This is a genomic window from Microbacterium sp. KNMS (assembly GCF_053851835.1).
The window spans coordinates 26247-47477 of record NZ_JBSQBP010000024.1 but is presented as its reverse complement, the minus strand read 5'-3'; the positions used below and the strand labels follow the sequence as shown (position 1 = coordinate 47477).

At 73.0% G+C, this 21231-nt stretch carries 19 protein-coding genes; 11 read left to right on the top strand and 8 right to left on the bottom strand.

Annotation, left to right across the window (positions count from 1 at the left end; all coding sequences use genetic code 11):
• The first annotated feature begins 16 nt into the window (after positions 1 to 16).
• The gene (locus ACWXWW_RS14285; protein ID WP_282980292.1) at positions 17 to 1927 is read left to right on the top strand and encodes an ABC transporter ATP-binding protein; all 1911 of its coding nucleotides are present in this window, start codon (positions 17 to 19) and stop codon (positions 1925 to 1927) included.
• Entirely contained in the window at positions 1924 to 3738 is a 1815-nt protein-coding gene (locus ACWXWW_RS14280; RefSeq protein ID WP_271174519.1) for an ABC transporter ATP-binding protein, read from the top strand. The genes ACWXWW_RS14285 and ACWXWW_RS14280 overlap by 4 nt, the downstream gene beginning before the upstream one ends.
• 183 nt (positions 3739 to 3921) lie before the next feature.
• Here ACWXWW_RS14280 and ACWXWW_RS14275 read toward each other — a convergent pair whose 3' ends face one another.
• From ACWXWW_RS14275 to ACWXWW_RS14265, 3 genes are all read right to left on the bottom strand, one after another.
• Positions 3922 to 4374: a GNAT family N-acetyltransferase gene (locus ACWXWW_RS14275; protein ID WP_271174518.1), complete on the bottom strand. Its 453-nt coding sequence runs from the start codon at positions 4372 to 4374 to the stop codon at positions 3922 to 3924.
• A 20-nt stretch (positions 4375 to 4394) separates the two neighbouring features.
• Complete coding sequence (locus ACWXWW_RS14270; protein ID WP_455970475.1) at positions 4395 to 5873, bottom strand: L,D-transpeptidase family protein; 1479 nt, start codon at positions 5871 to 5873, stop codon at positions 4395 to 4397.
• Between the two features lie 88 nt (positions 5874 to 5961).
• Entirely contained in the window at positions 5962 to 7389 is a 1428-nt protein-coding gene (locus ACWXWW_RS14265) for a family 20 glycosylhydrolase (RefSeq protein ID WP_455970473.1), read from the bottom strand.
• A gap of 121 nt (positions 7390 to 7510) precedes the next feature.
• Here ACWXWW_RS14265 and ACWXWW_RS14260 point away from each other — a divergent pair, with 121 nt between their 5' ends.
• Genes ACWXWW_RS14260 through ACWXWW_RS14230 form a run of 7 tightly spaced genes read left to right on the top strand, consistent with a single transcriptional unit; the run spans position 7511 to position 14190 of the window.
• Complete coding sequence (locus ACWXWW_RS14260) at positions 7511 to 8644, top strand: ROK family transcriptional regulator (protein WP_324014174.1); 1134 nt, start codon at positions 7511 to 7513, stop codon at positions 8642 to 8644.
• Positions 8645 to 8679: 35 nt separating this feature from the next.
• Positions 8680 to 9951 carry an extracellular solute-binding protein gene (locus ACWXWW_RS14255; protein ID WP_324014175.1) on the top strand — a complete coding sequence of 424 codons (1272 nt, stop codon included), beginning with the start codon at positions 8680 to 8682 and terminating at the stop codon, positions 9949 to 9951.
• A gap of 7 nt (positions 9952 to 9958) precedes the next feature.
• Positions 9959 to 10924, top strand: a complete 966-nt coding sequence (locus ACWXWW_RS14250) for a carbohydrate ABC transporter permease (RefSeq protein ID WP_455970471.1) — start codon at positions 9959 to 9961, stop codon at positions 10922 to 10924.
• The gene (locus ACWXWW_RS14245; RefSeq protein WP_455970469.1) at positions 10921 to 11775 is read left to right on the top strand and encodes a carbohydrate ABC transporter permease; all 855 of its coding nucleotides are present in this window, start codon (positions 10921 to 10923) and stop codon (positions 11773 to 11775) included. The genes ACWXWW_RS14250 and ACWXWW_RS14245 overlap by 4 nt, the downstream gene beginning before the upstream one ends.
• Entirely contained in the window at positions 11772 to 12674 is a 903-nt protein-coding gene (locus ACWXWW_RS14240) for an ROK family protein (protein ID WP_455970467.1), read from the top strand. The genes ACWXWW_RS14245 and ACWXWW_RS14240 overlap by 4 nt, the downstream gene beginning before the upstream one ends.
• Positions 12675 to 12688: 14 nt before the next feature.
• Positions 12689 to 13468 (top strand): glucosamine-6-phosphate deaminase, encoded by a 780-nt coding sequence (locus ACWXWW_RS14235; RefSeq protein WP_271174511.1) that lies wholly within the window; start codon positions 12689 to 12691, stop codon positions 13466 to 13468.
• Between the two features lie 2 nt (positions 13469 to 13470).
• Positions 13471 to 14190 (top strand): copper homeostasis protein CutC, encoded by a 720-nt coding sequence (locus ACWXWW_RS14230; RefSeq protein ID WP_455970465.1) that lies wholly within the window; start codon positions 13471 to 13473, stop codon positions 14188 to 14190.
• Positions 14191 to 14204: 14 nt separating this feature from the next.
• Here ACWXWW_RS14230 and ACWXWW_RS14225 read toward each other — a convergent pair whose 3' ends face one another.
• From ACWXWW_RS14225 to ACWXWW_RS14210, 4 genes are read right to left on the bottom strand one after another with little or no spacing between them, the layout of a single operon-like run.
• Positions 14205 to 15566, bottom strand: a complete 1362-nt coding sequence (locus tag ACWXWW_RS14225; RefSeq protein ID WP_455970463.1) for an FAD-binding oxidoreductase — start codon at positions 15564 to 15566, stop codon at positions 14205 to 14207.
• Positions 15566 to 15937, bottom strand: coding sequence for a YrdB family protein (locus tag ACWXWW_RS14220; protein ID WP_271174508.1), 372 nt, complete (start codon positions 15935 to 15937; stop codon positions 15566 to 15568). Before ACWXWW_RS14220 ends, ACWXWW_RS14225 begins: the two co-directional genes overlap by 1 nt.
• A gap of 35 nt (positions 15938 to 15972) precedes the next feature.
• The gene (locus ACWXWW_RS14215; RefSeq protein ID WP_455970461.1) at positions 15973 to 16404 is read right to left on the bottom strand and encodes a hypothetical protein; all 432 of its coding nucleotides are present in this window, start codon (positions 16402 to 16404) and stop codon (positions 15973 to 15975) included.
• Entirely contained in the window at positions 16401 to 16664 is a 264-nt protein-coding gene (locus tag ACWXWW_RS14210; protein ID WP_271174506.1) for a hypothetical protein, read from the bottom strand. Before ACWXWW_RS14210 ends, ACWXWW_RS14215 begins: the two co-directional genes overlap by 4 nt.
• 167 nt (positions 16665 to 16831) lie before the next feature.
• On the opposite strand from ACWXWW_RS14210, the gene ACWXWW_RS14205 reads away from it, so the two are divergent.
• Together ACWXWW_RS14205 and ACWXWW_RS14200 are read left to right on the top strand one after the other, a co-directional pair.
• Complete coding sequence (locus ACWXWW_RS14205; RefSeq protein WP_455970459.1) at positions 16832 to 18346, top strand: FAD-dependent oxidoreductase; 1515 nt, start codon at positions 16832 to 16834, stop codon at positions 18344 to 18346.
• Between the two features lie 72 nt (positions 18347 to 18418).
• A complete protein-coding gene (locus tag ACWXWW_RS14200; RefSeq protein ID WP_421076119.1) occupies positions 18419 to 19894 on the top strand; it encodes an SPFH domain-containing protein in 1476 nt (491 codons plus the stop codon).
• Positions 19895 to 19959: 65 nt separating this feature from the next.
• Here the strand turns inward: ACWXWW_RS14200 and ACWXWW_RS14195 are convergent, their stop codons facing one another.
• Complete coding sequence (locus tag ACWXWW_RS14195) at positions 19960 to 21048, bottom strand: fatty acid desaturase family protein (RefSeq protein WP_282980275.1); 1089 nt, start codon at positions 21046 to 21048, stop codon at positions 19960 to 19962.
• Between the last annotated feature and the right edge of the window lie 183 nt (positions 21049 to 21231).

The following is a 21231-nucleotide window of genomic DNA, read 5'->3' as shown; positions in this document are numbered from 1 at the left end:
GGGCCCCTCGAGGATCATGTCTCGCCCCACCACATCTCCCCAGAATCCGTCGACCCTCCGCTCCCTCCTCCGTCTCCTCCCGTTCGCGAAGCCGGTTCTCCCGCGCCTCGTGCTCGGCGGGCTCAGCGCGCTCACCGCGGCGGTGCTGGCCCTGCTCATCCCGATCGTGCTCGAGTGGGTCGTCGGCGGCCCGATCGCCTCCGGCGTCGTCTCCGCGATCGTCTGGGGCGCCGCCGCCGTGCTCGCGCTCGGCCTCGCCGAGGCCGCGATGGTGTGGCTGCGTCGGTGGTTCATCCTCGGCCCGGCCACGAGCGTCGAGTACGACATCCGCACGCGCTTCTACAACCGCCTCCAGCGTCTCCCCGTCGAGTTCCACGACCGCTGGCAGGGCGGCCAGCTCCTGAGCCGCATGATGCAGGACATCGGCCTCATCCGACGCTGGATGGCGTTCGGCCTCGTCATGCTCGTCGTGAACGTCCTCACCATCCTCATCGGCGCCGTGCTGCTGTTCCAGTGGCACTGGGCGCTCGCGGTCGTGTTCATCGCGTCGGGTGTGCCGGTGTGGTACCAGGGGTTCCGGTTCGAGCAGACCTACGGCGTGCTCAGCCGGCAGAGCCAGGACCAGCAGGGCGACCTCGCCACGAGTGTTGAGGAGAGCGTGCACGGCATCCGCGTGCTCAAGGCCTTCGGCCGCGGTCCGCACGCCCTGCGCCGCTTCACGCGCCAGGCGGAGAACCTCCGCGAGACCGAGATGCGCAAGGCCGGGGCGATCGCGCGCATCGACTTCTGGCTCGTCGCGGCGCCCGAGCTCGCCTTCGCGATCTCGCTCGTGCTCGGCATCTGGCTGGCCTCGACGGATCAGATCTCGGTCTCGCAGCTGTTCGCGTACTTCGCGATGGCGACCGTGCTGCGCTGGCCGCTCGAGTCGATCGGCTTCCTCTTCTCGTTCCTCCTCGACGCGCGCACCGCGGCGGATCGCGTGTTCGAGGTGTTCGACGCGGTCGACACGATCGCCGATCCCGATGCGCCGACGACTCTCGCCGACCCCCAGGGCGCCCTCGTGTTCGAGGACGCGCACTTCCGCTACCAGGACGCGGGGGCCGACGAGCCCGACCTGCTGAACGGCATCGACCTCGCGCTGCGGCCGGGGGAGACCATGGCGCTCGTCGGGCTCACCGGCTCGGGGAAGACGACGCTCACAACGCTGCCGACGCGGCTCTACGACGTCACCGGCGGCCGGGTCACGCTCGACGGCGTCGATGTGCGCGACCTCTCGCTCGTCGAGCTGCGCACGCACATCGCGACCGCGTTCGAAGACGCGACGCTCTTCTCGGCATCGGTGCGCGAGAACGTCCTCCTCGGGCGCGACGACCTCGACATCCACTCGCCCGAGGCCGACCGCGTCCTCCAGGAGGCGCTCGACGTCGCGCAGGCGGAGTTCGTGGCGCACCTGCCAGAGGGGGCAGAGACGATGATCGGCGAGGAGGGCATGAGCCTGTCGGGCGGCCAGCGGCAGCGCCTCGCGCTCGCGCGCGCCGTCGCCGCGCGCCCGACCGTCATCGTCATGGACGACCCCCTGTCGGCGCTCGACGTCGACACGGAGGAGCGCGTGCAGGTGGGCCTGCGCCGTGTGCTCCAGGGCACGACGGCGCTCATCGTCGCGCACCGTCCGTCGACGGTCGCGCTCGCCGACCGCGTCGCCCTGCTCGAGGGCGGGCGCATCACGGCGGTCGGCGCCCACACCGAGCTCATGGCGACGTCCGCGCACTACCGCAGCGTCATCTCGAGCTTCGAGAAGGAGGACTCGGAGGACAGCGCGCGGCGCATGGATCCCGAGCACGGATTCGACGTCGTCACCGGCGCCATCCCGATCGTCGGGGGCGCCGCGGGCGAGCACGACCAGAACGACGAGGGGGCGCTCCGATGAGCAGCACGGTCCACGGCACAGCGGGAGAGGACCGCTCCGAGTTCACGCGCGAGGAGAACCGCGCGATCCGTCGGCGCTCGTGGCGGCTCCTCCTGTCGCTGCTCGCGCCGCTGAAGTGGCAGGTCGTGCTCGTCGCGTCGGTCGTCGTCGCGCAGACGGGAGTGCGCGTGCTCGGCCCGGCGCTCATCGGCCTCGGCATCGACAGCGCGCTGCCCGCCGTGCTGGACCGCGCCGACTGGGGCCCGGCGTGGTTCGTCGGCACGGCCTACATCGTCACGGCGCTCGGCGGGGCGGCGCTGCTCGCCTGGTACGACATGCTCGCCGCCCGGGTGACCCAGAACGTGCTGCTCGACCTGCGCACGCGGGTCTTCCGGCACACCCAGCGCCTGAGCCTCGAGTTCCACGAGACCTACACGTCGGGCCGCATCATCTCCCGGCAGACGAGCGACCTCGACACGATCCGCGAGCTGCTGAACGGCGGGCTCAACCAGCTCGTGCACGGCGTCCTCTACGGGGCGTTCACGTTCATCGCCCTCGCGCTCGTCGACTGGCGGTCGTCGCTCGTGCTCGTCGCGGCATTCGTCCCGCTCGCGCTGCTCATGCGCTGGTTCTACGTGAACTCGCAGCGCGCGTACCGCGTCTCGCGGGTCGTCAGCGCGAAGCTCATCGTCAAGTTCGTCGAGACGATGACCGGCATCCGGGCCGGCAAGGCCTTCCGCACCGAGCCGCGCAACGAGGTGGAGTTCGGCGGCCTCGCGAAGGAGTACCGCGAGGTCAACATGCGCTCGATCCGCCTGTTCGGCACGTTCGAGCCCGGGCTCATGGCGATCTCGGCGTGCGCCATCGGCGCGGTCGTCCTGTGGGGCGGGGTGCGCGTGACGACAGGCGAGTTCACCGCGGGCCTGCTGCTGAGCGCGGTGCTCTACGTGCGCAACTTCTTCAGCCCGCTGCAGGAGGTCGCGATGTTCCTGAACTCGTTCCAGGCGGCATCCGCGGCGCTCGAGAAGGTCTCGGGCGTGCTGGAGGAGGAGCTGACGGTTCCCGACCCGGTGCGTCCGGTCCGACTCGAGGAGGCGCGGGGCCACCTCCGCTTCGACCGCGTGACGTTCGGCTACGCGAGCGGGCGGACCATCCTGCCCTCGTTCGACCTCGACATCCCCGCCGGGCAGACCGTCGCCCTCGTCGGGACGACCGGCGCCGGCAAGTCGACCCTCGCGAAGCTGCTGTCGCGCTTCTACGACCCGACCGCGGGCAGCGTGACGCTCGACGGGATCGACCTGCGCGAGCTCGACGGACGCGACCTGCGCCGCGCGATCGTCATGGTGACGCAGGAGGCGTACCTCTTCAGCGGCACGGTCGCCGACAACATCGCGCTCGGGCGGCCCGACGCGACGCTCGACGAGATCAAGGAGGCGGCGCGGGCCGTGGGCGCCGACGCGTTCATCGAGACGCTCCCCGACGGCTACGACACCGACGTCAACAAGCGCGGCGGGCGCGTGTCGGCCGGGCAGCGCCAGCTCATCTCGTTCGCGCGCGCCTTCCTCGCCGACCCGGCCGTGCTCATCCTCGACGAGGCGACGGCGTCTCTCGACATCCCGTCGGAGCGGATGATCCAGGACGCGCTGCAGACGCTGCTCGCCGACCGGACGGCGATCATCATCGCGCACCGGCTGTCGACCGTCGCGATCGCCGATCGCGTGCTCGTCATGGAGCAGGGCCGCATCGTCGAGGACGACACCCCCGACGCCCTCATCGCCGGCACGGGCCGCTTCGCGCAGCTCCATGCCGCGTGGAAGGGCTCGCTCGTCTGACGCGGGTCTGCGCGAAAGGGAATCGCCCCGGACGGATGTCCGGGGCGATTCTCATGAGGAGGGCGACGGGGTCTCGATGGGGGAGGGGTATTCGAGGCCCCGCCGCCGGCCAGGTGTCGGCACCGCGGCGGGTGACGCGGTGCTGAGGTTCTCGGGTTCGTCCGCGGCAGGGCCGCGGGGCGCCTAGAGGCGGATCTCTGCGATCACTTCACCGTACTCGGTCTCGCCCACGGGCGTGAAGCCGACACGGTGGAAGAACGCCTCGGGGCCGCCTTCGCCCGCCTCGTAGATCACGTTGAGGCGGTCGAACTCGCGCTTGCGGGCCTCGTCGAGGAGACCCTCGACCGCGAACCGCCCCACGCCGCGGCCCTGGTCGTCGGCGTCGACGTTGATGCGCCACAGCACCGACTGGAAGTACTCGGGCTTGGCGTCGCGGTCGAAGTTGGCGCTGACGAAGCCGACCACGTCGGAGTCGTCGAGCACCACGCGCTGCCAGGTCGTCTTCGGGTTGAGGACGGAGGCGGCGATGCCGTACGAGACGGGCGCGAGGAACTGCTCCTGTCCCGGCTTGAGCGACAGGTTGTTCACCTGGACGATGGTGTCGGCCGAGAGCTCGACGAGGCGCAGTTCGGTCATATCGACAGGCTAGCGCGCAATCAGGCGTGCACCCACACCTCGGTGCCCGTCTGCGCGAAGTAGTACACGCGCTCGGCGGCGGCGATCGTCATGTTCACGCAGCCGTGGCTCATGTACGCGCCCGACCCGAAGTTGCTGTGCCAGTAGGTGCCGTGGAAGCCCTGGTCGCCGTTGAAGTAGGTGACCCAGGGGACGTCGGCCGTGCAGTAGTCGAAGCTCCCGCCGGGCACGTAGTTGCCCTCGGCGTCGCACGAGCCCATGTCCTGGATGGTGAGCTGCCCGTAGACCGTGAACCGGCCCTCCTGGGTATCGTGCCCGGGCTTGCCCAGCGCGATCGCGTAGGTGTCGACGACCTTGTCGTTCTCGTAGAGGATGGTCGTCCCGGCGCTCTTGTCGACCTCGATCCAGCGGTGGAGGAGCGTCGTCTCGAACGGGATCTCCTTGACCGGCAGCTGGTACACGCCGTTGCCGCCGGCGAGCTGCTCGGCGAACTTCTCCGCGATGCCGTCGGTCGACTCGAGGCCCCAGCCGTTCTGGCCCTCCTGGATCGTGCGGAGGTGGTCTCCCGCGGAGTTCGTGACGATCTCCTCGTTCACGACCTCGCGGTTCACCTTCTCGGGCAGAGAGGCGACCGTCTCGGCGACGGCGGCCGCGACCGCCTGCTGGTCCACGGAGAGGGAGATCTCCTCGCCCTCGCTGCTCACCTGCACCCACGAGGCCGCCTGCGCGGGGTCGATGCCGACGACCTTCTCGTCCTCGACGTAGAAGCCCGCATCGTGGATGAGCCCGTTCAGGGCCTCGGCCTGGGCCTGCGCCTCGGCGGTCGTGATGTCGGCCTCGACCTCGCTGGCCTGCGCCTCGACCGAGACGTCGCCGCCCGCGCTGAGCGCGCGCGAGATGTCGGCCGCGAGCGCGTCCACGTCGATCCCGGAGCCCGCCTTCGCGTCCACGACCGAGTAGGTGCCGGCGCCCTCGTCGTACGTGACCTCGGCGTTCACGGGCGCGGTGAAGATGCCGGGGATCTCGGCCTCGACGGCCGCGAGCGCGGTGTCGACGTCGACGGCCACGTCGACCGGGACGGCGCCGGGGTTCCAGGCGCCCACGTTCCAGAGCGGATGGTCGCCGAACGCCTTCTCGGCGACCGCCTGCGCGTCGACGGAGGCGCCGAGCTCCGCGCCCGTGAAGGTCGCCTCGCCCGCCGCGGTCGTGATCGTGACCTCGGTGTCGGCGATGCCCGCGGCGATCGCCTCGCTGGCCGCGCCGGGGGTCTGCCAGCCGATGTCGGCGCCGGCGGCTTCCACCCCGGGGGCGATGAGGATGGCCGAGCACGCGCCCGCACCCGCGAGCAGCAGGGCGGCGGGGATGCCGATCCAGAGGCCGAGGCGGCGCTTGCGCGGCTCGGGCTCCGCGGGCGCCCACTCGACGGGTGCGGCAGCGGCCGCGGCGGCGTCGCCGGCGTCGTCTGCCCCCGGTGCGGGCTTGGTCGCGAGATCGGTCATCTTCTACCCCCAGATGCGCGCCGATGTGCACGGCGTGGTCCGAATCTTCATCGTAAGGGCGAGAACCCTACCTCAGGGCACATCGGAATCACGATGTGGGCACGATCGCGCCGACCCGGATGCCGTCATCCTCCCAGCGACTCACCAGCTCCGCGAGGCGTGCGCGGTACGCCAGCCAGGTCCGCTCGGGATCGCGGGCCGTCGACCACGCGATCTCGGCGGCCGACGCGATGCGGGGGAAGACCAGCCGCTCGATGTCCTCCCGGTCGCGCACGGTCTCCGTCCACAGGGGCACCTCCACGCCGCGGATGGCGCGGGCGGGCAGACCGGGCACGACGTCGTCGGGCTCCCACCGGTACGAGCGCTCGATGCTCGTGGGGCCGTTGGCCCACGTGAGCCCGATCGGGGTGCGCTCGTCGTACTTCATGTCGAGATAGACCGCGTCGGCGGGCGAGAGGATGAGGCCGCCGCGGTCGGCGAAGGCGCGCGCCTTCGCGTCGTGCCCGTCCGTCGGCACGAGGAAGCCCCAGTACTGCCCGATCGCGTCGTCCGGAAGCGGAGCGCTCGCCGCCTCGTGCCACGCGATGGGCGTCTTGCCGGCGTCGGCGACGATGCGCGCCGCGCGCGCGGTGAGCGCCGCGTAGTCGTCCGGCGCCGTCCCGAGGGCCTCGTCTCCGCCGATGTGGACGAACGGGCCCGGCGTGATCGCGCAGAGCTCGCCGAGCACGTCGACGAGGAACGCGTCGACCTCGGCGTCGAGCGGCCGCAGGGAGGAGAACCCGACCGCGAGGCCCGTGTACGGGACGCCCGGCTCGGGGAGCGCGCCGCCGAGCCGACGCGTGGTCTCCCGGACCTCGTCGCTCACGACGGGCGGCGCCATGAGCTCGGGATGCGCGAGCCCGACCGCGTGGGTGTGTCCGGGGAGGTCGATCTCGGGCACGACCGTCACGTGGCGTGCCACGGCGTGGGCGAGGATCGCCTGCCAGTCGTCCTGCGTGTAGAACCCGCCCGCGTCGCCTCCCGTCGCGGTCGCGGAGCCGCGTGCGACGAGGTCGGGCCGTGACCGCAGGGCGATCCGCCATCCCTGATCGTCGGTCAGGTGGAGGTGGAGGTGGTTGAGCTTCAGGTCGGCGAGCCGGTCGATGAACCAGGCGACGGTCGGCACGGGATGGAAGTGACGCGCGACATCGAGCATGGCCCCGCGGTAGGGGAAGCGCGGGGCGTCCTCGATCTCGACGGCGCGGATGACCCAGCTCCCCGTGTCGTCGCACTCGACGAGCTGGGCGAGCGTGGCCGCGGCGTAGGCGGCGCCCGCCGCGTCGCTCGAGCGCACGGCGATGCCGTCCGCGTCGACGCGGAGCGCGTAGCCCTCCCGCGGGATGGTCGGATCGCCGGCGCGCCGGATGGCGGAGCGCGCGCGGCTGATCGCCTCGGCCCGCGTCCGTGCCGCGAGCTGCAGGGGAGACCCGGGGCCCGGTGTCACACGTCGCGGCCAGGGGATGAGCGGGAGCGGCATGAGGGGACGGTAGCAGGGAGCCGCGCTTCCGCGTGCGTGGCGTAACGAATATGTAAACTTCCCTGCGTAAATCGATCGCAGGGCTTGCGCCGCGTCGTATTCGTAAATACAACTTACAAATGTGAGCGAGCCGCAGACCGTCCCCGCACCGCGCCGCGCCGTCCGCGCGAAGGTGCTGCCCGAGCACGCGCGGGCGCACAACCGCGCGCTCGTCCTGCAGGCGCTCTTCCACGAGGGGGCGATGAGCCGTGCGGATCTCGCGCGCGCCACGGGCCTCACGCGCGTCACGACGTCCGACCTCGCGGGTGAGCTCATCGGGGAGGGCGTCGTCGTCGAGCAGGGCGTGCAGACGCGGACGGGCCCCGGCAAGCCGGCCACGCTCGTCGACATCGACCGCGAGGGCCTGCAGATCGTCGCGATCGACCTCTCCGCCGCGGACGAGTACCGCGGGGCCCTCCTCGACCTCACGGGCGCCGTCGTCGCGCGCGCCGCCGTGCCGCGACCGGCCGACGGCGAGGCCGACGCCGCGCGCGCGGCCGTGCTCGAGCTCGCGTCGGCGGTGGCGCGCGAGGCGACCTCCCGCCTTCTCGGCGTCGGCGTGGGCGCCCCGGGCGTCATCACGTCGGACGGCGTCGTGCTGACGGCGCCGAACGTCGGCTGGGCGGGCATGCCCCTGCGGGCGCTGCTCGCCGAGGAGCTCGGCATCCCCGTCGTCGTCGCGAACGACGCGAACGCCGCCGCGCTCGCCGAGTACACCCTCGGCGGCGCGAGCGACGACCTCATGCTCGTGCGGATCGGCCGCGGTGTCGGCTCGGGGCTGCTCGTGCGCGGCGAGCTGACGCGCGGGAGCCGGGACGCCGCCGGCGAGATCGGGCACGTCACGGTGGGCACCGACGGCGGCCCGCGCTGCGCATGCGGACGCGACGGCTGCCTCGAGGCGTGGCTCGCCGTGCCGGCGCTGCAGGCCCGCATCGCCGAGGGCGACCGCGACAGCGTGCTCCGGGACGCGGGGGAGCGGCTCGGCATCGCGCTCGCGCCCGTCGTCGGCACCCTCGACATCGACGACATCGTCCTGTCGGGGCCGGCCGACCTCCTCGACGGCCCGCTGCGCGACGCGGCGGTCGAGACCCTGCGCGCGCGCACGCTCGAGCCCTTCACGACGCACGCGCGCGTGCGCCTGTCCGCCCAGGGCGACGACGTCGTGCTGCGCGGCGCCTTCGCCATGGTCCTGGATGCCCGACTCGGCATCCGCTGACCCCCACCCCACCCATCCGAGTGAAGGAAACCCCCATGAACAGGAAGCTCATCGGCGCGAGCGCCGTCCTCGGCGCCCTCGCCCTCGCGGGCTGCTCCGGCAATGCCGCCGGCGGCGACGCGGCCGGCGGCGGCGCAGCCGACGGCGCTGAGCTGCGCGTCTGGCTCGTCGGCGAGGACACGCCACAGGAGGCGCGTGACTATCTCGTCGAGACGTTCGAGGCCGAGAACGAGGGCGCGACCCTCGTCATCGAGGAGCAGCAGTGGACCGGCATCGTCGACCTGCTGACCACCGCGATGTCGGGCTCCGACAGCCCCGACATCGTCGAGATGGGCAACACGCAGGCCGCGGCGTTCACGTCGGCCGGCGCGTTCGCCGATCTCACCGACATGTACGAGGAGCTCGGCGGCGACGACCTGCTGCCCGGCTTCGTCGAGGCCGGCTCGTTCGACGGCGCGTTCTACGCGGCGCCGTACTACTCGGGCTCGCGCGTCGTCTTCTACAACACGGCCATGTTCGAGGAGGCGGGCATCGAGGTGCCGACCACGCTCGACGAGTACGTCGCGGCGGCCGAGCGGCTCGCCGAGACGACGGGCGTCTCGGGCGTCTGGTACCCCGGCAAGGACTGGTACAACGCGCTCCCGTTCATCTGGGAGAACGGCGGCGAGATCGCCGTGCTCGAGGGGGAGCAGTGGGACGCGCAGCTCTCGAGCCCCGAGTCCATCGCGGGCCTCGAGCAGGTGCAGGCGCTCATGGCGACCTCGCAGGCGCCGAAGGACGGCGACGAGACCGACGCCTGGGTGCCGTTCCGCGAGGAGCAGGCCGCCATGCTGTCGGCGCCGAGCTGGGCCTACTGGTCGATCGTGGCCGACGAGGATCAGGCGGAGACGGCGCTCGCGGACTCCCTCGGCTCGTTCGCGCTGCCTGGGAAGGACGGCGGAGCCGCCCAGGTCTTCGCAGGCGGGTCGAACATCGCGATCCCCGCGGCCTCCGACAACCAGGAGCTCGCGAAGAGCGCGCTGCGGATCATGCTCAGCGAGGAGTACCAGTCGATCCTCGCGGAGGCGGGCCTCGTGCCGGCTCTGCAGTCGCTCGGGGGCGATGTCGCGGCCGCGACGCCTGAGCTCGCCGCCGTGATCGCGGAGGCCGCGGCGAACGCGAAGCTCACCCCGGCCTCGCCCAAGTGGGCCGATGTCGAGGCCGCGCAGCTGCTGCAGGACTTCTTCGTCCAGATCGCGAGCGGCGGCGACATCCCGTCGCTCGCGGAGGAGCTCGACGCCGACATCGAGGCCATCCTCAACGGCTGACCCGCACATGGCCACCCTCACCGCGCCGCGCGCGCACGACCTCGCGCCGCCGCCGTCGCCCCCGCGACGGCGGCGCCGCGAGACGTTCCTGCGCGGACCCGCCCTGCTGCTCGTGCCCGCTGGCGCCGTCATCGCGGCGCTCACGGCCTGGCCGCTCGTCCAGCTCATCGTCATGTCGTTCCAGGAGTTCGGGCGCGCGCAGATCTTCGGCGCACCGCCCGAGTTCGTGGGGCTGGACAACTACGTCCGCGTGCTCTCCGACCCCGGATTCTGGGCGGTCCTCGCCCGGAGCGTCGCCTTCTGCGCGGTCAACGTCGTCCTCACGATGATGCTCGGGGTCGGTGTGGCCCTGCTCATGACGCGCCTCGGCCGCTTCCTGAAGGGGCTCGTCTCGATCGGCCTCCTCCTCGCCTGGGCGATGCCGCCGATCTCGGCGACGACGGTGTGGGGATGGATCTTCGACACCCGCGCGGGCCTCGTGAACCACGTCCTCACGGCGCTCACGCCGCTGGACATGCGAGGGCACTCGTGGCTCATCGAGCCGATCGGGTTCTTCTTCGTCGCGACCGTCATCGTGACGTGGATGGCCGTGCCCTTCGTCGCGTTCACGACGTTCGCCGCGCTCACCCAGGTGCCGGGCGAGGTGCTCGAGGCTGCGAGCCTCGACGGGGCCACGGGCGCGCAGCGGTTCCGCCTCGTCACGGTCCCGTACATCCGCAGCGTGCTCGTCGTGCTGCTCATCCTGCAGGTGATCTGGGACATGCGCGTGTTCACCCAGATCTACGCGCTGCAGACGATCGGCGGCCTCCGCGCGGAGACCGACACGATCGGCGTCTACATCTACGCGACCGCGACGGCCGGCGGCGATCAGGGTGCGGCCGGGGCGATCTCGGTCATCCTCGTCGTCTTCATGATGGCGGTCGCGGGGTACTACGTCGTCGCGACGCTGCGCGAGGAGGAGTCGAGAGCATGAGCAGCCGTCCCCGCTCGCGCGTCGCCCGCGCGGGCCTGAACGCCCTCGCGGTCGTCGTCTTCCTCGCGAGCGCGTTCCCCGTGTACTGGATGGTGAACTCGGCGCTGCTGCCGAACGCCGTCGTGACCTCGTCCGAGCCGCACTGGTGGCCCGACCGGTTCACGCTCGCGAACTTCGTCGAGGTCGTCACGGAGCCCAGCGGCAGCATCGCCTTCCTCCCCGCGCTCGCGATGAGCGTCGGCGTGACGCTCGCGGCGGTCGCCTTCGCGCTCCTGTTCGCGTTCCTCGCGGCCCTCGCGCTCAGCCGCTTCCGCTTCCGCAGCCGACGCGCCCTCATCGTCGCGGTGCTCGCGATCCAGATGATCCCCGCAGAGGCGCTCATCATCTCGACCTACCGCGTGCTCGACGGGTGGCAGCTGCTCAACTCGGCCGTGGGGCTCGCGCTCGTCTACATCGCGATGGTGCTGCCGTTCACGATCTGGACGCTCCGCGGGTTCGTGAACGGCGTGCCGATCGAGCTCGAGGAGGCCGCGCGCGTCGACGGCTGCACGCGGATGGGCGCCTTCTGGCGGGTGACCTTCCCGCTGCTCGGCCCCGGCCTCGCCGCGACGGGCGTGTTCGCCTTCATCCAGGCATGGAACGAGTTCGTCTACGCCCTCGTCATCATGACGCGCCCCGAGGCGCGCACGCTGCCCGTCTGGCTGCGCGCCTTCGTGCAGGCCACCAAGGAGACCGACTGGGCCGCCATCATGGCGGGCTCGACCCTGTGCGCGATCCCCGTGGTCGTCTTCTTCCTCATCGTGCAGGGGCGGATGGCCCAGGGCATGGTCGCGGGGGCGGTCAAGGGATGACCGGGGTGCGGATCGGTCTCGACGTGGGCGGGTCGAAGACCGACGCCGTGGCGGTCGCCGCGGACGGCTCGATCCTCGCGCGCCGGCGCAGCGCGACCGAGCGCGGCGACGTCGGCGTGGTCGATTCGATCGTCGCGGCCGTGGAGACCGTGTCGACTCGGGCCGGGGCCTCATCGATCACCGCGATCGGGATCGGCATCCCCGGTCAGACCGACGGCCGGACCGTGCGGCACGCCGTGAACCTCGACGTCCAGGAGCTGCCCCTCGCCGACGCGGTGGAGGCGCGGTGCGGGGCTCCGGTGGCGGTCGAGAACGACGTCAAGGCCGCGGCTCTCGGCGCGCATGCGCTCGCGCCCGCCGCCGGCCCGCTCGCGCTGCTCAACCTCGGCACCGGCATCGCCGCGGGCGTCGTCGTCGACGGCCGCCTCTGGCGCGGCGCGGGCGGCGCGGCCGGCGAGATCGGCCACGTGCCGATCGATCCGGCCGGCCCTGTGTGCGCGTGCGGGCAGACTGGCTGCATCGAGGCGCTCGCGGGCGGCCGCGCCCTCGCCGCCCGCTGGGCGCGGCCCGGCGCGTTCCCCGTCCGCGACCTGCTCGATGCCGCCGACGAGGGCCATGCGCTCGCGCTGCGTCTGCGGGCGGACTTCGTGCGCGGCGCCGCCGCGGCCATCCGCCTGCTCGCGCTCGCGGTCGACCCGCGCCGCATCGTGCTCGCGGGCGGACTCGCGGCGCTCGGCGACCGGATGGCCGACATCGTGTCGGAGGAGCTGCGGCGGTCGTCGGCCGCATCGGGCTTCCTCCGCTCCCTGCACCTGGGTGAGAGGATCGAGGTGCTGCCGGCAGGGTCGCCGGCCGCGGCGCTCGGCGCCTCGCTCATCGACGCCCCCGTCCCCGTCTGAGAGAAGGTCACCGCATGGCCGAAGTCATCATCGTCCCCGACGCCCCCGCGGGCGGCGCCATCGTCGCCGACGAGATCGCGCGACTCATCCGCCGGCGGCCCGACGCCGTGCTCGGTCTCGCGACCGGATCGACGCCGCTGCCCGTCTACGAGGCGCTCCGCACGCGCCTGTCGGGCGTCGACGTCTCGCAGGTGCGCGGCTTCGCGCTCGACGAGTACGTCGGCATCGACCCGGCGCACCCCGAGTCGTACCGGTCGGTGATCTCGCGCGAGGTCGTCGAGCCGCTCGGATTCGACCCCGCGCGGATCCGCACACCCGACGGGTCGCTCGAGGGCATCGAGCACGCGGGCGATGCGTACGAGGCGGCGATCGAGGAGGCCGGGGGCGTCGACCTGCAGATCCTCGGCATCGGCACCGACGGCCATATCGGCTTCAACGAGCCGGGATCGTCGTTCGCGTCGCGGACGCGCGTGAAGACCCTCACACGGCAGACGCGCGAGGACAACGCGCGGTTCTTCGACTCGATCGACGACGTCCCCATGCACTGCATCACGCAGGGGCTCGGCACGATCCTGCGGGCGCGCCACCTCGTGCTCCTCGCGTTCGGCGCGGGCAAGGCCGAGGCGGTCGCGGGCGCCGTCGAGGGCCCCGTCAGCGCCTCGCTGCCGGGGTCGGCGATCCAGCTCCACCCGCACGTCACGGTCGTCGTCGACGAGGCGGCGGCGTCGCGGCTGCGCGATGCCGACTACTACCGCTACGCGTGGGACAACAAGCCCGACTGGCAGGGCATCTGACGATGACGGCGTTCGAGCTCGCGGTGCAGGACGCCGCGGGTGTGACCGTCGCGGCGCACGTGAGGGCCGACCGCATCGAGCTCGCGACCGCGCTCGCGCTGGGCGGGCTCACGCCGTCCGCCGGGCTCATCGAGCTCGCGGTCGCGTCGGGCATTCCCGTGCACGTCCTCGTCCGTCCGCGCGCGGGCGGCTTCGCCTATGACGCCGACGACCGCGCCCTCATGACGGCGGACGTGCGCGCGGCGATCCGAGCGGGCGCCGCGGGCGTCGTCGTCGGGGGCCTCGTCCAGGGCCGCGTCGACGCCGACCTCGTGCGGGCGGCGCGCGACGCGGCCGAGGGCAGGGAGGTGACGTTCCACCGCGCGTTCGATGCGCTCGGCGACAGGGCGCGCGCCGTGGACGAGCTCGCCGAGCTCGGCGTCACCCGCGTGCTCACGTCGGGAGGCGCGTCGCGCGCCTCGGACGCCCTCGACGAGCTCCGCGCGCTCGTGCGCCGCGCGGACGGCGCCATCCAGATCATGGCGGGCGGCGGTGTCGATGCCGGCAACGCGGCGGACGTCGCCGCGACGGGCGTCGACGCGGTCCACGCGTCCGCCAAGCGCACCGTCGTCGACGCCGTGCCGGTCGCTCTGGGATCCGGCGCTGGCGCGGGCGCCGTCGCCTACGAGACCGCCGACGAGAGCGCGGCCCTGGCCATCCGCTCAGCCCTCGGCCGGGTCTGACCGGCCGAGGGGGATCACGGCGCGAAGACCTTGCCGGGGTTGAGGATCCCGCGCGGGTCGAACACCCGGGCGATGTCGCGCTGCAGGCGCCACTGGTCGTCGCCGAGCTCGTCGGCGAGCCAGCGGCGCTTGAGGAGACCCACGCCGTGCTCGCCCGTGAGCGTGCCGCCGAGGCGCAGAGCCGAGCGGAAGAGGTCGTCGGCGGCGGCCCACACGTGCGCGGGGACCTCGTCGCCGTCGAAGACGAAGTTCGGATGCAGGTTCCCGTCGCCCGCGTGCGCCACCGTGGGGACCACGACGCCGTGTTCGCGCTCGACGCGGGCGATCTCGTCGAACATCTCGGGCAGACGGCTGCGCGGCACCGAGACGTCCTCGATGAGCGAGGTGCCGAGGGCCGCCATCGCGGGGTGCATCGCGCGGCGGAAGGCGAGGAGGCGCTCGCCCTCGTCGGCGTCGTCGGTCATCGCGACCTCGCCGCCCGCGTCGCGCAGCACGCGCGCGATCGCCTCGGCCTCCGCGCGGGCGCCCGGGCCATCCGTCTGGATCGTGAGCTGCGCCGAGCCCGGCGCCGCCTCGGCGACCCGCAGCAGCGCGCTGATCGCGGCGACCGCGGCGGCGTCGAGGAGCTCCATGATCGCCGGCTGCACGCCGGCCGCGGTGACCGCGGCAGACGCCCGCGCGGCGGCGCGCACGGACGGGAAGAACGCCGAGAGCGTGCACACCTCGCCGGGCACGAGGCGGCGCAGCTTGAGCGTCGCCCCCACCACGACGCCGAGCGTGCCCTCCGACCCGATGAGGAGCGACGTGAGGTCGTAGCCCGTCACGCCCTTCACGCTGCGGTGCCCGGTGCGGATGAGCCGACCGTCGGCGAGGACGACGTCGAGGCCCAGGACCGCGTCCCGGACGACGCCGTACTTCGCGCAGAGCAGGCCGCCCGCACCCGTGGCGATGTTGCCCCCGACGGTCGAGATCGCGCGGCTCGCCGGATCAGGTGCCCACCACAGCCCGTGCGGGGCGAGCGCCGCGCCGAGGTCGCCGTTGAGGATGCCGGGCTCGACCACGGCGAGCAGATCGTCGGGGGAGATCTCGAGGATCCGGGTCATCCGCCGCACGGACAGGGCGATCTCGCCCGGCCCCGCGTTCGCCGCACCCGCGAGACCGGTGCCGGCGCCGCGCGTGACGACGGGCGTGCGGGTCTCGTGCGCGATGCGCAGCACCGTCTGCACGTCGGCGACGGACTCGGCGTGGACGACCGCGAGCGGCGGGCCGTCGGAGCGGAAGCCCGAGCGGTCGGCGCGCGCTTCCTCGAGGGACGCTGCGTGCATGTCGACCCGCTCGCCGAGGGCATCCTGCAGCCGGGCGAGCGCGTCAGCCATCACAGCTCGCGGCGGTTGTGGAGGAGGCCGATCACGACCGCGGCCACGCCGAACGCGATGCCGCCCCACGCGAGGCCGAGATCCCACAGCGCGATGGTCGCCGCGAGGAAGACCGCGAGCTCGACGACCGCGCGCACGAAGGGGTGCACGGCGAACACGGCCTTCGGCGAGACGAACAGGGCCCACACGAGGATCGCGAGCGCGGGAGCCGCGATGCCGACCACGATGCTCCACGGGAACGCCCACGCGACGAACCCCCAGACCGCGAGGGCCGCGATCGCCAGCAGCTCCGAGAGGAAGCGGAGCGCGTCGAGGACCGTGATGCGGCGCGGCGAGACGCCGGGGGTCGCGGGGGCAGCGGAGTCGGGCATGGACTCCAGTCTAGAACCGCCCGCGCCCGCGGCTCTCAGGCGTCGGCGCCGGGCTCGGCGCCCTCGATCGTCGTGTCGGGCTCGCCGGAGACGGCCTCGCGGATGAGACAGTCGAACTGCTCGTCCCCCAGCTCGATTCCCGCGTCGTCGAGGCGCCGGCGGAGCATCCGCCGCAACTCCTCCTCCGACGCGCGGCCGGTCGCGAGGTCGCCCTGCACCTGCACGAGGATGCCGCGCACGCGCTCGTCGGAGGTCGTGTCGTGCGTGTCCTCGCGCGGCTCGGTCTGCAGGCCCCTGTCGTCCTCGGGGCCCGCGGGCCCGACACCCGCGATGTCGTTCTGGTCGCCCTCCTCGGGCGACGCGGGCGCCGTGCCCTCGACGTCGACGAGGCCTGCGGCCCCGCTGTCGGCGCCGCCGCGCCCTGCCGGCACCTCGTGCGCCGCGCGGTCGTGCTGGTCGGAGGTCATCGGATGCCCTCCTCGTCGTCCGCGATGAAGACATCCTCTTCGCCCAGGTACCCGTCGTCGACCTCGCGCTCGTCGTCCGGGAGCACGGGATGATCGGCCGCGGTCTCGGGCAGCGGTCCTCGGTCGTCCGCGAGGTCGGCCGGGTCGCGGTCGTCCTCGAGCGCATCGAGGTCTGCATCCGCCGGGACCTCGTGCCGCGTGGGCGCCGGCTCGATGGGCCGGGTCTGGATGTCGGGGTCGGTTCCTTCGACGTGAGCCATGTCGTCCTCCTCGCTCGGTGTCTCCAGAGTGCCGCGCGGCGCGTCCGCCCGCCAGGGGTTGACAGCGTCTCGGCCCTGGCCGATAGGGCGCGTGCCGGAGGGTGTCAACCCGCTGGCCCTGTCGCGCGCAGACAGGGGAGGGTGGGGCCATCGAGAGAGGACACCCGATGACGCCCGTCGCGCCCGAGCCGCTGTGGATCCGCACCGGTCCGCCCATCCCCGTCGACCGCGAGCACGTGCTCCACCCGGACGTCGTCGTGGCGGGTGCGGGGCTGACCGGACTCGCGACCGCGGTGGCGCTCGCGCGCGCCGGGCGGCGCGTCGCGGTGTGCGAGGCGCGCACGGTCGGCGCCGTCGCGACGGGCAACACGACCGCGAAGCTGTCGCTCCTGCAGGGCTCGGTGTACGGAGAGATCCGCGCGCACGCCGGCGTCGAGGCGCTGCGCGCCTACGCCGCCGCTCAGCGCGCGGGAGCCGACTGGCTGCGTGCGATCGCGGACTCCGTCGACGGCGCCCTGCGCGACGAGCCGGCGTTCACCTTCTCGACCACCGACGACGGCGATGCGGCGCTCGAGCGCGAGGCCGAGGCGCTCGAGGCCTCCGGCGTCGACGCGGTCTGGGGGCCCACCGAGCAGACCGGCCTGCCCTTCGCCATCTCGCGCGCGCTGCGCATGGAGGGGCAGGCGGCCCTGCACCCGCGCCGCGTCCTCGCGGCGCTCGCGGCCGAGCTGCGCAGCCGCGGCGGCACGATCGTCGAGGGATGCCGCGTCACGGGCCTCGAGGACGCTCCCGACGGCGTGGGCGTCGCGACGACGCGCGGCGTGCTCGCCGCGGCTCATCTCGTCGTCGCGACGGGTTCGCCCGCGATCGACCGCGCCGGGTTCTTCGCGCGGCTCGAGCCGTCGCGCTCGGTCGTCGGCGCCTACGCCGTGGACGGCGCCCTGCCGGACGGCATGCACCTCTCGGTCGACCCGCAGGCCCGATCGCTGCGCACCGCCGACGACGGAGCGGGCGGGCGCCTCCTGCTCGTCGGCGGTGGCGGGTTCCGCACCGGCCGCGGCGACGCGGGCGCCATGCTCGCCGACATCGACGCGTGGACCGCCGAGGCCTTCCCCGGGGCCCGCCGCGTCACGTGGTGGGCGGCGCAGGACTACCGCACGATCACCCGGCTGCCCTTCGCGGGCGCCGAGCCCGGAACGGACGGGCGGGTCCTCACTGCGACCGGATACGACAAGTGGGGCATGGCGAACGGGGCGGCGGCCGCGCTCGCGATGGCGGGCGAGATCCTCGGCGAGCGCCCGAGCTGGGTCGACGGGCTGCGCTCGCCGCAGGTGGGCGTGCGGGACGCCGCGACCGCGGTCGGCGCGAACGCACGCGTGGCGAAGGAGATGGCGAGCGGATGGACGAAGGCGCTCGTGAGCCGCGATGCCGAGCCGCCCGCGGAGGGCGAGGGGCGCGTGGAGACCCGGGGCGCGCATCCCGTCGCGGTCTCGCGCGTGGACGGGCGACTGTGCGCGGTCTCGGGCGTCTGCACCCACCTCGGCGGCATCCTGCAGTGGAACCCGGCCGAGCGCTCGTGGGACTGCCCGCTGCACGCATCGCGCTTCGATCCCGAGGGCCGCGTGCTCGAGGGCCCCGCGACGCAGGACCTCGCCCGGATGGACGACGCGCCGGCTCGATAGGGTGGCCCCGAGACCGTCCGCGTCCGACGCGCCCGCACCCGGCGCGCCGCGGTCGGCCGAAGGGGGTAGTGCATGGACGGAATCGTCGACACGGCCGGGAGCATCGGCATCGTCGTCGCCGTCGTGATCGTGGTCGTCGTCCTCGCGGTGGCGGCGCTCATCGGAACGCTCGTGCTGCGCGCGTGGTACAAGGTCGCGCGCGCCGACGAGGCGCTCATCATCGTCGGCAAGAAGCAGAAGGCGAAGGACGGCACCTCGTCGAACGTCGCGGTGATCCGCGGCGGCGGCGCGATCGTCAACCCGATCACGCAGCGTGCGGAGACGCTCTCGCTGCGGGCGCGGCAGATCATGGTCAAGCCGACCGCGCAGTCGATCCAGGGCGTGACGGTCGACGTCACGGGGGTCGCGCTCGTGAAGATCGGCTCCACGCCGGAGGCGATCGCGAGCGCCGCCGAGCGCTTCGTCTCGCAGGACGACGCGATCGAGGTCTTCACGACCGAGCAGCTCGAGGGCGCTCTGCGCGGCGTCGTCGCGACGCTCACGGTCGAGCAGCTCATGCGCGACCGCCAGGAGCTGTCCGACCAGATCGCGACGCTCATCAAGAGCGACCTGGAGGACCAGGGCCTCGTGCTCGACAGCTTCCAGATCCAGGGCATCACCGACCAGAACGGCTACATCGACGCCCTGGGCGCCGAGGAGGTCTCCAAGGTCAAGCGCCAGGCGGAGATCGCCCGGATCAACGCCGAGCGCGAGATCAAGGCGCGCGAGATCGCGACGAGCGAGGAGACGCTCATCGAGCAGACCGCGTTCGACCGCAACACCGCGTCGGCCGCGGCGGAGGTCGGCCAGGCGCGCGCCGAGGCCGAGCAGGCGGAGGCCCTCGCGCGGGCGAAGGCGCAGCAGGGCGTCCTCATGCAGGAGGCCGAGAACAAGCAGGCCGAGCTCGACGCCGACGTCAAGCGCGTCGCCGACGCGGCGCTCTACGAGCGGCAGAAGCGCGCCGACGCCGACGCGTACGCGCGGGTCAAGGAGGCCGAGGCCGAGGCTCTGATCGCCGAGCAGGAGGCGCGGGCCATCCGGATCAAGGCCGAGGCCGACGCCGAGGCCGTCCGCCTCGAAGGCGACGCGCGGGCGGCGGCCATCGAGGCCGAGGCGGCGGCGCTCGCGAAGAACCAGGACGCGTTCCTCGCCCAGCGCGCGCTCGACGCGCTCGTGCCGATGATGACGGAGTTCGCGAAGGGCTACGCGAACGTCGGCTCCGTCACGGTGCTCTCGGGCGGCGGTGCGGATGGCGCGAGCGCGCACCTCGCGGGGGAGACCGCGGCCGGGATGCGGTCGATGTTCGACAGCGTCCGCGCGGCGACCGGCGTCGACCTGTCGGCCGTCATCCAGGGACACGCGGTCGGACGCGGGATGGCCGCGGGCCAGCGCGCCGACGACGCCGCGTCGACTGAGCCCGCTGCGGCGCCCGCCGCGGAGCACACGGCCGCGTCGGCGACGTCGCCGGAGGCGGGAGGCGCCCCCGCGCCATCCGACGCTCCCGCCTGACCCGCTCATCGGACAGCAGAGCGGCCCGTCACCGCGGTGACGGGCCCCTCTGCTGTCCAGACGGCTCAGGCGCGCCGGTACTGCGACGCCATGGGACAGTCGAAGGGGTCGCGCGCGGCCAGGCCCACGCGGTTGAGGTAGGCGATGACGATGCCGTACGAGCGCAGCAGACTCGTCTCGGTGTACGGCACGTCGTTCGTCGCGCAGAAGTCGCGGACGATCTCGCGCGCCTTGGCGAGGTGGGGGCGCGGCATGCTCGGGAAGAGGTGGTGCTCGACCTGGTAGTTGAGCCCGCCCATGAGCCAGGTGGCCCACCATCCGCCCGCGATGTTGCGCGAGGTGCGGACCTGCTTCGAGAAGAAGTCGAGCTTCGCATCGGGCGCGATGACGGGCATGCCCTTGTGGTTCGGCGCGAAGGACGCGCCCATGTACACGCCGAAGACCGCGAGCTGCACGCCGAGGAAGGCGAAGGCCATCCCCACCGGGAGCAGGAGGAAGAGCGGCGTCAGGAGGAGCGCGAAGCGCAGCGCGATGATGCCGAGCTCCGTCCAGCGGCCCTTGACCGGGCCGCGCGACAGCAGGTGCTTCAGGCTCAGGTAGTGCAGATTGAGGCCCTCGAGCGTGAGGAGCGGGAAGAACAGCCAGCCCTGCCGCTGCGTGATGAGGCGGCGCAGGCCCCTCGCCCCGGCGGCGTCCTCCTCGACGAACGAGATCGTGTCGATCTCGATGTCGGGGTCCTTGCCGACGCGGTTCGGATTCGCGTGGTGACGGCTGTGCTTGGCGTCCCACCACGCGTAGCTCATGCCGATGCTGCCGGCGAGGATGCGGGCGAGGCGGTCGTTCGCGGGGCCGCTCGCGAGGATCTGGCGGTGCGCGGCCTCGTGCGCGAGGAACGCCACCTGCGTGAAGATGACGCCGAGCGCGCCCGCGATGAGCAGCTGGAACCAGCTGTCGCCGAGGAGCAGGAAACCGGCGATCGCGCCGCCGAGGGCGACGAGGATCCCGGCGCCGACGAGGGCGTAGAAGACGCGGGCGCGGCGCAGCAGCCCCGTCTCGCGCACGACCTGCGACACCTTCGTGTACGCCTTGGCCATCGGAGGGAACGTCTCTGTTCCGGAGTAGGTCTGGCGCACAGCGCCGAGACGGGAGGCCACGGGTGCGGTCTGGGTGAGGGAGATGGACTTCTCCTGTCGTGTCGGCAGCCCTTCGGCTCCTGGAGCCAAGGGCGGATGCCGATCGCTGGTCTCAGGCTAGCCCTCGCCGTATGCGGCATCGCGCATACGGAGGGAGGTGCGGGGGTACGCCGGAGATGCCCAGGGGCGGTCCGCCGGAATGCG

Coding starts and splice junctions, on each gene's coding strand:
- ACWXWW_RS14215 (WP_455970461.1), bottom strand. CDS start 16,404: ATGACCTCCGACCAGCACGACCGCGCGGCGCACGAGGTGCCGGCAGGG.
- ACWXWW_RS14225 (WP_455970463.1), bottom strand. CDS start 15,566: ATGGCTGACGCGCTCGCCCGGCTGCAGGATGCCCTCGGCGAGCGGGTC.
- ACWXWW_RS14270 (WP_455970475.1), bottom strand. CDS start 5,873: ATGACCGATCTCGCGACCAAGCCCGCACCGGGGGCAGACGACGCCGGC.
- ACWXWW_RS14230 (WP_455970465.1), top strand. CDS start 13,471: ATGACGGCGTTCGAGCTCGCGGTGCAGGACGCCGCGGGTGTGACCGTC.
- ACWXWW_RS14235 (WP_271174511.1), top strand. CDS start 12,689: ATGGCCGAAGTCATCATCGTCCCCGACGCCCCCGCGGGCGGCGCCATC.
- ACWXWW_RS14205 (WP_455970459.1), top strand. CDS start 16,832: ATGACGCCCGTCGCGCCCGAGCCGCTGTGGATCCGCACCGGTCCGCCC.
- ACWXWW_RS14200 (WP_421076119.1), top strand. CDS start 18,419: ATGGACGGAATCGTCGACACGGCCGGGAGCATCGGCATCGTCGTCGCC.
- ACWXWW_RS14280 (WP_271174519.1), top strand. CDS start 1,924: ATGAGCAGCACGGTCCACGGCACAGCGGGAGAGGACCGCTCCGAGTTC.
- ACWXWW_RS14240 (WP_455970467.1), top strand. CDS start 11,772: ATGACCGGGGTGCGGATCGGTCTCGACGTGGGCGGGTCGAAGACCGAC.
- ACWXWW_RS14255 (WP_324014175.1), top strand. CDS start 8,680: ATGAACAGGAAGCTCATCGGCGCGAGCGCCGTCCTCGGCGCCCTCGCC.
- ACWXWW_RS14210 (WP_271174506.1), bottom strand. CDS start 16,664: ATGGCTCACGTCGAAGGAACCGACCCCGACATCCAGACCCGGCCCATC.
- ACWXWW_RS14285 (WP_282980292.1), top strand. CDS start 17: ATGTCTCGCCCCACCACATCTCCCCAGAATCCGTCGACCCTCCGCTCC.
- ACWXWW_RS14275 (WP_271174518.1), bottom strand. CDS start 4,374: ATGACCGAACTGCGCCTCGTCGAGCTCTCGGCCGACACCATCGTCCAG.
- ACWXWW_RS14250 (WP_455970471.1), top strand. CDS start 9,959: ATGGCCACCCTCACCGCGCCGCGCGCGCACGACCTCGCGCCGCCGCCG.
- ACWXWW_RS14245 (WP_455970469.1), top strand. CDS start 10,921: ATGAGCAGCCGTCCCCGCTCGCGCGTCGCCCGCGCGGGCCTGAACGCC.
- ACWXWW_RS14265 (WP_455970473.1), bottom strand. CDS start 7,389: ATGCCGCTCCCGCTCATCCCCTGGCCGCGACGTGTGACACCGGGCCCC.
- ACWXWW_RS14220 (WP_271174508.1), bottom strand. CDS start 15,937: ATGCCCGACTCCGCTGCCCCCGCGACCCCCGGCGTCTCGCCGCGCCGC.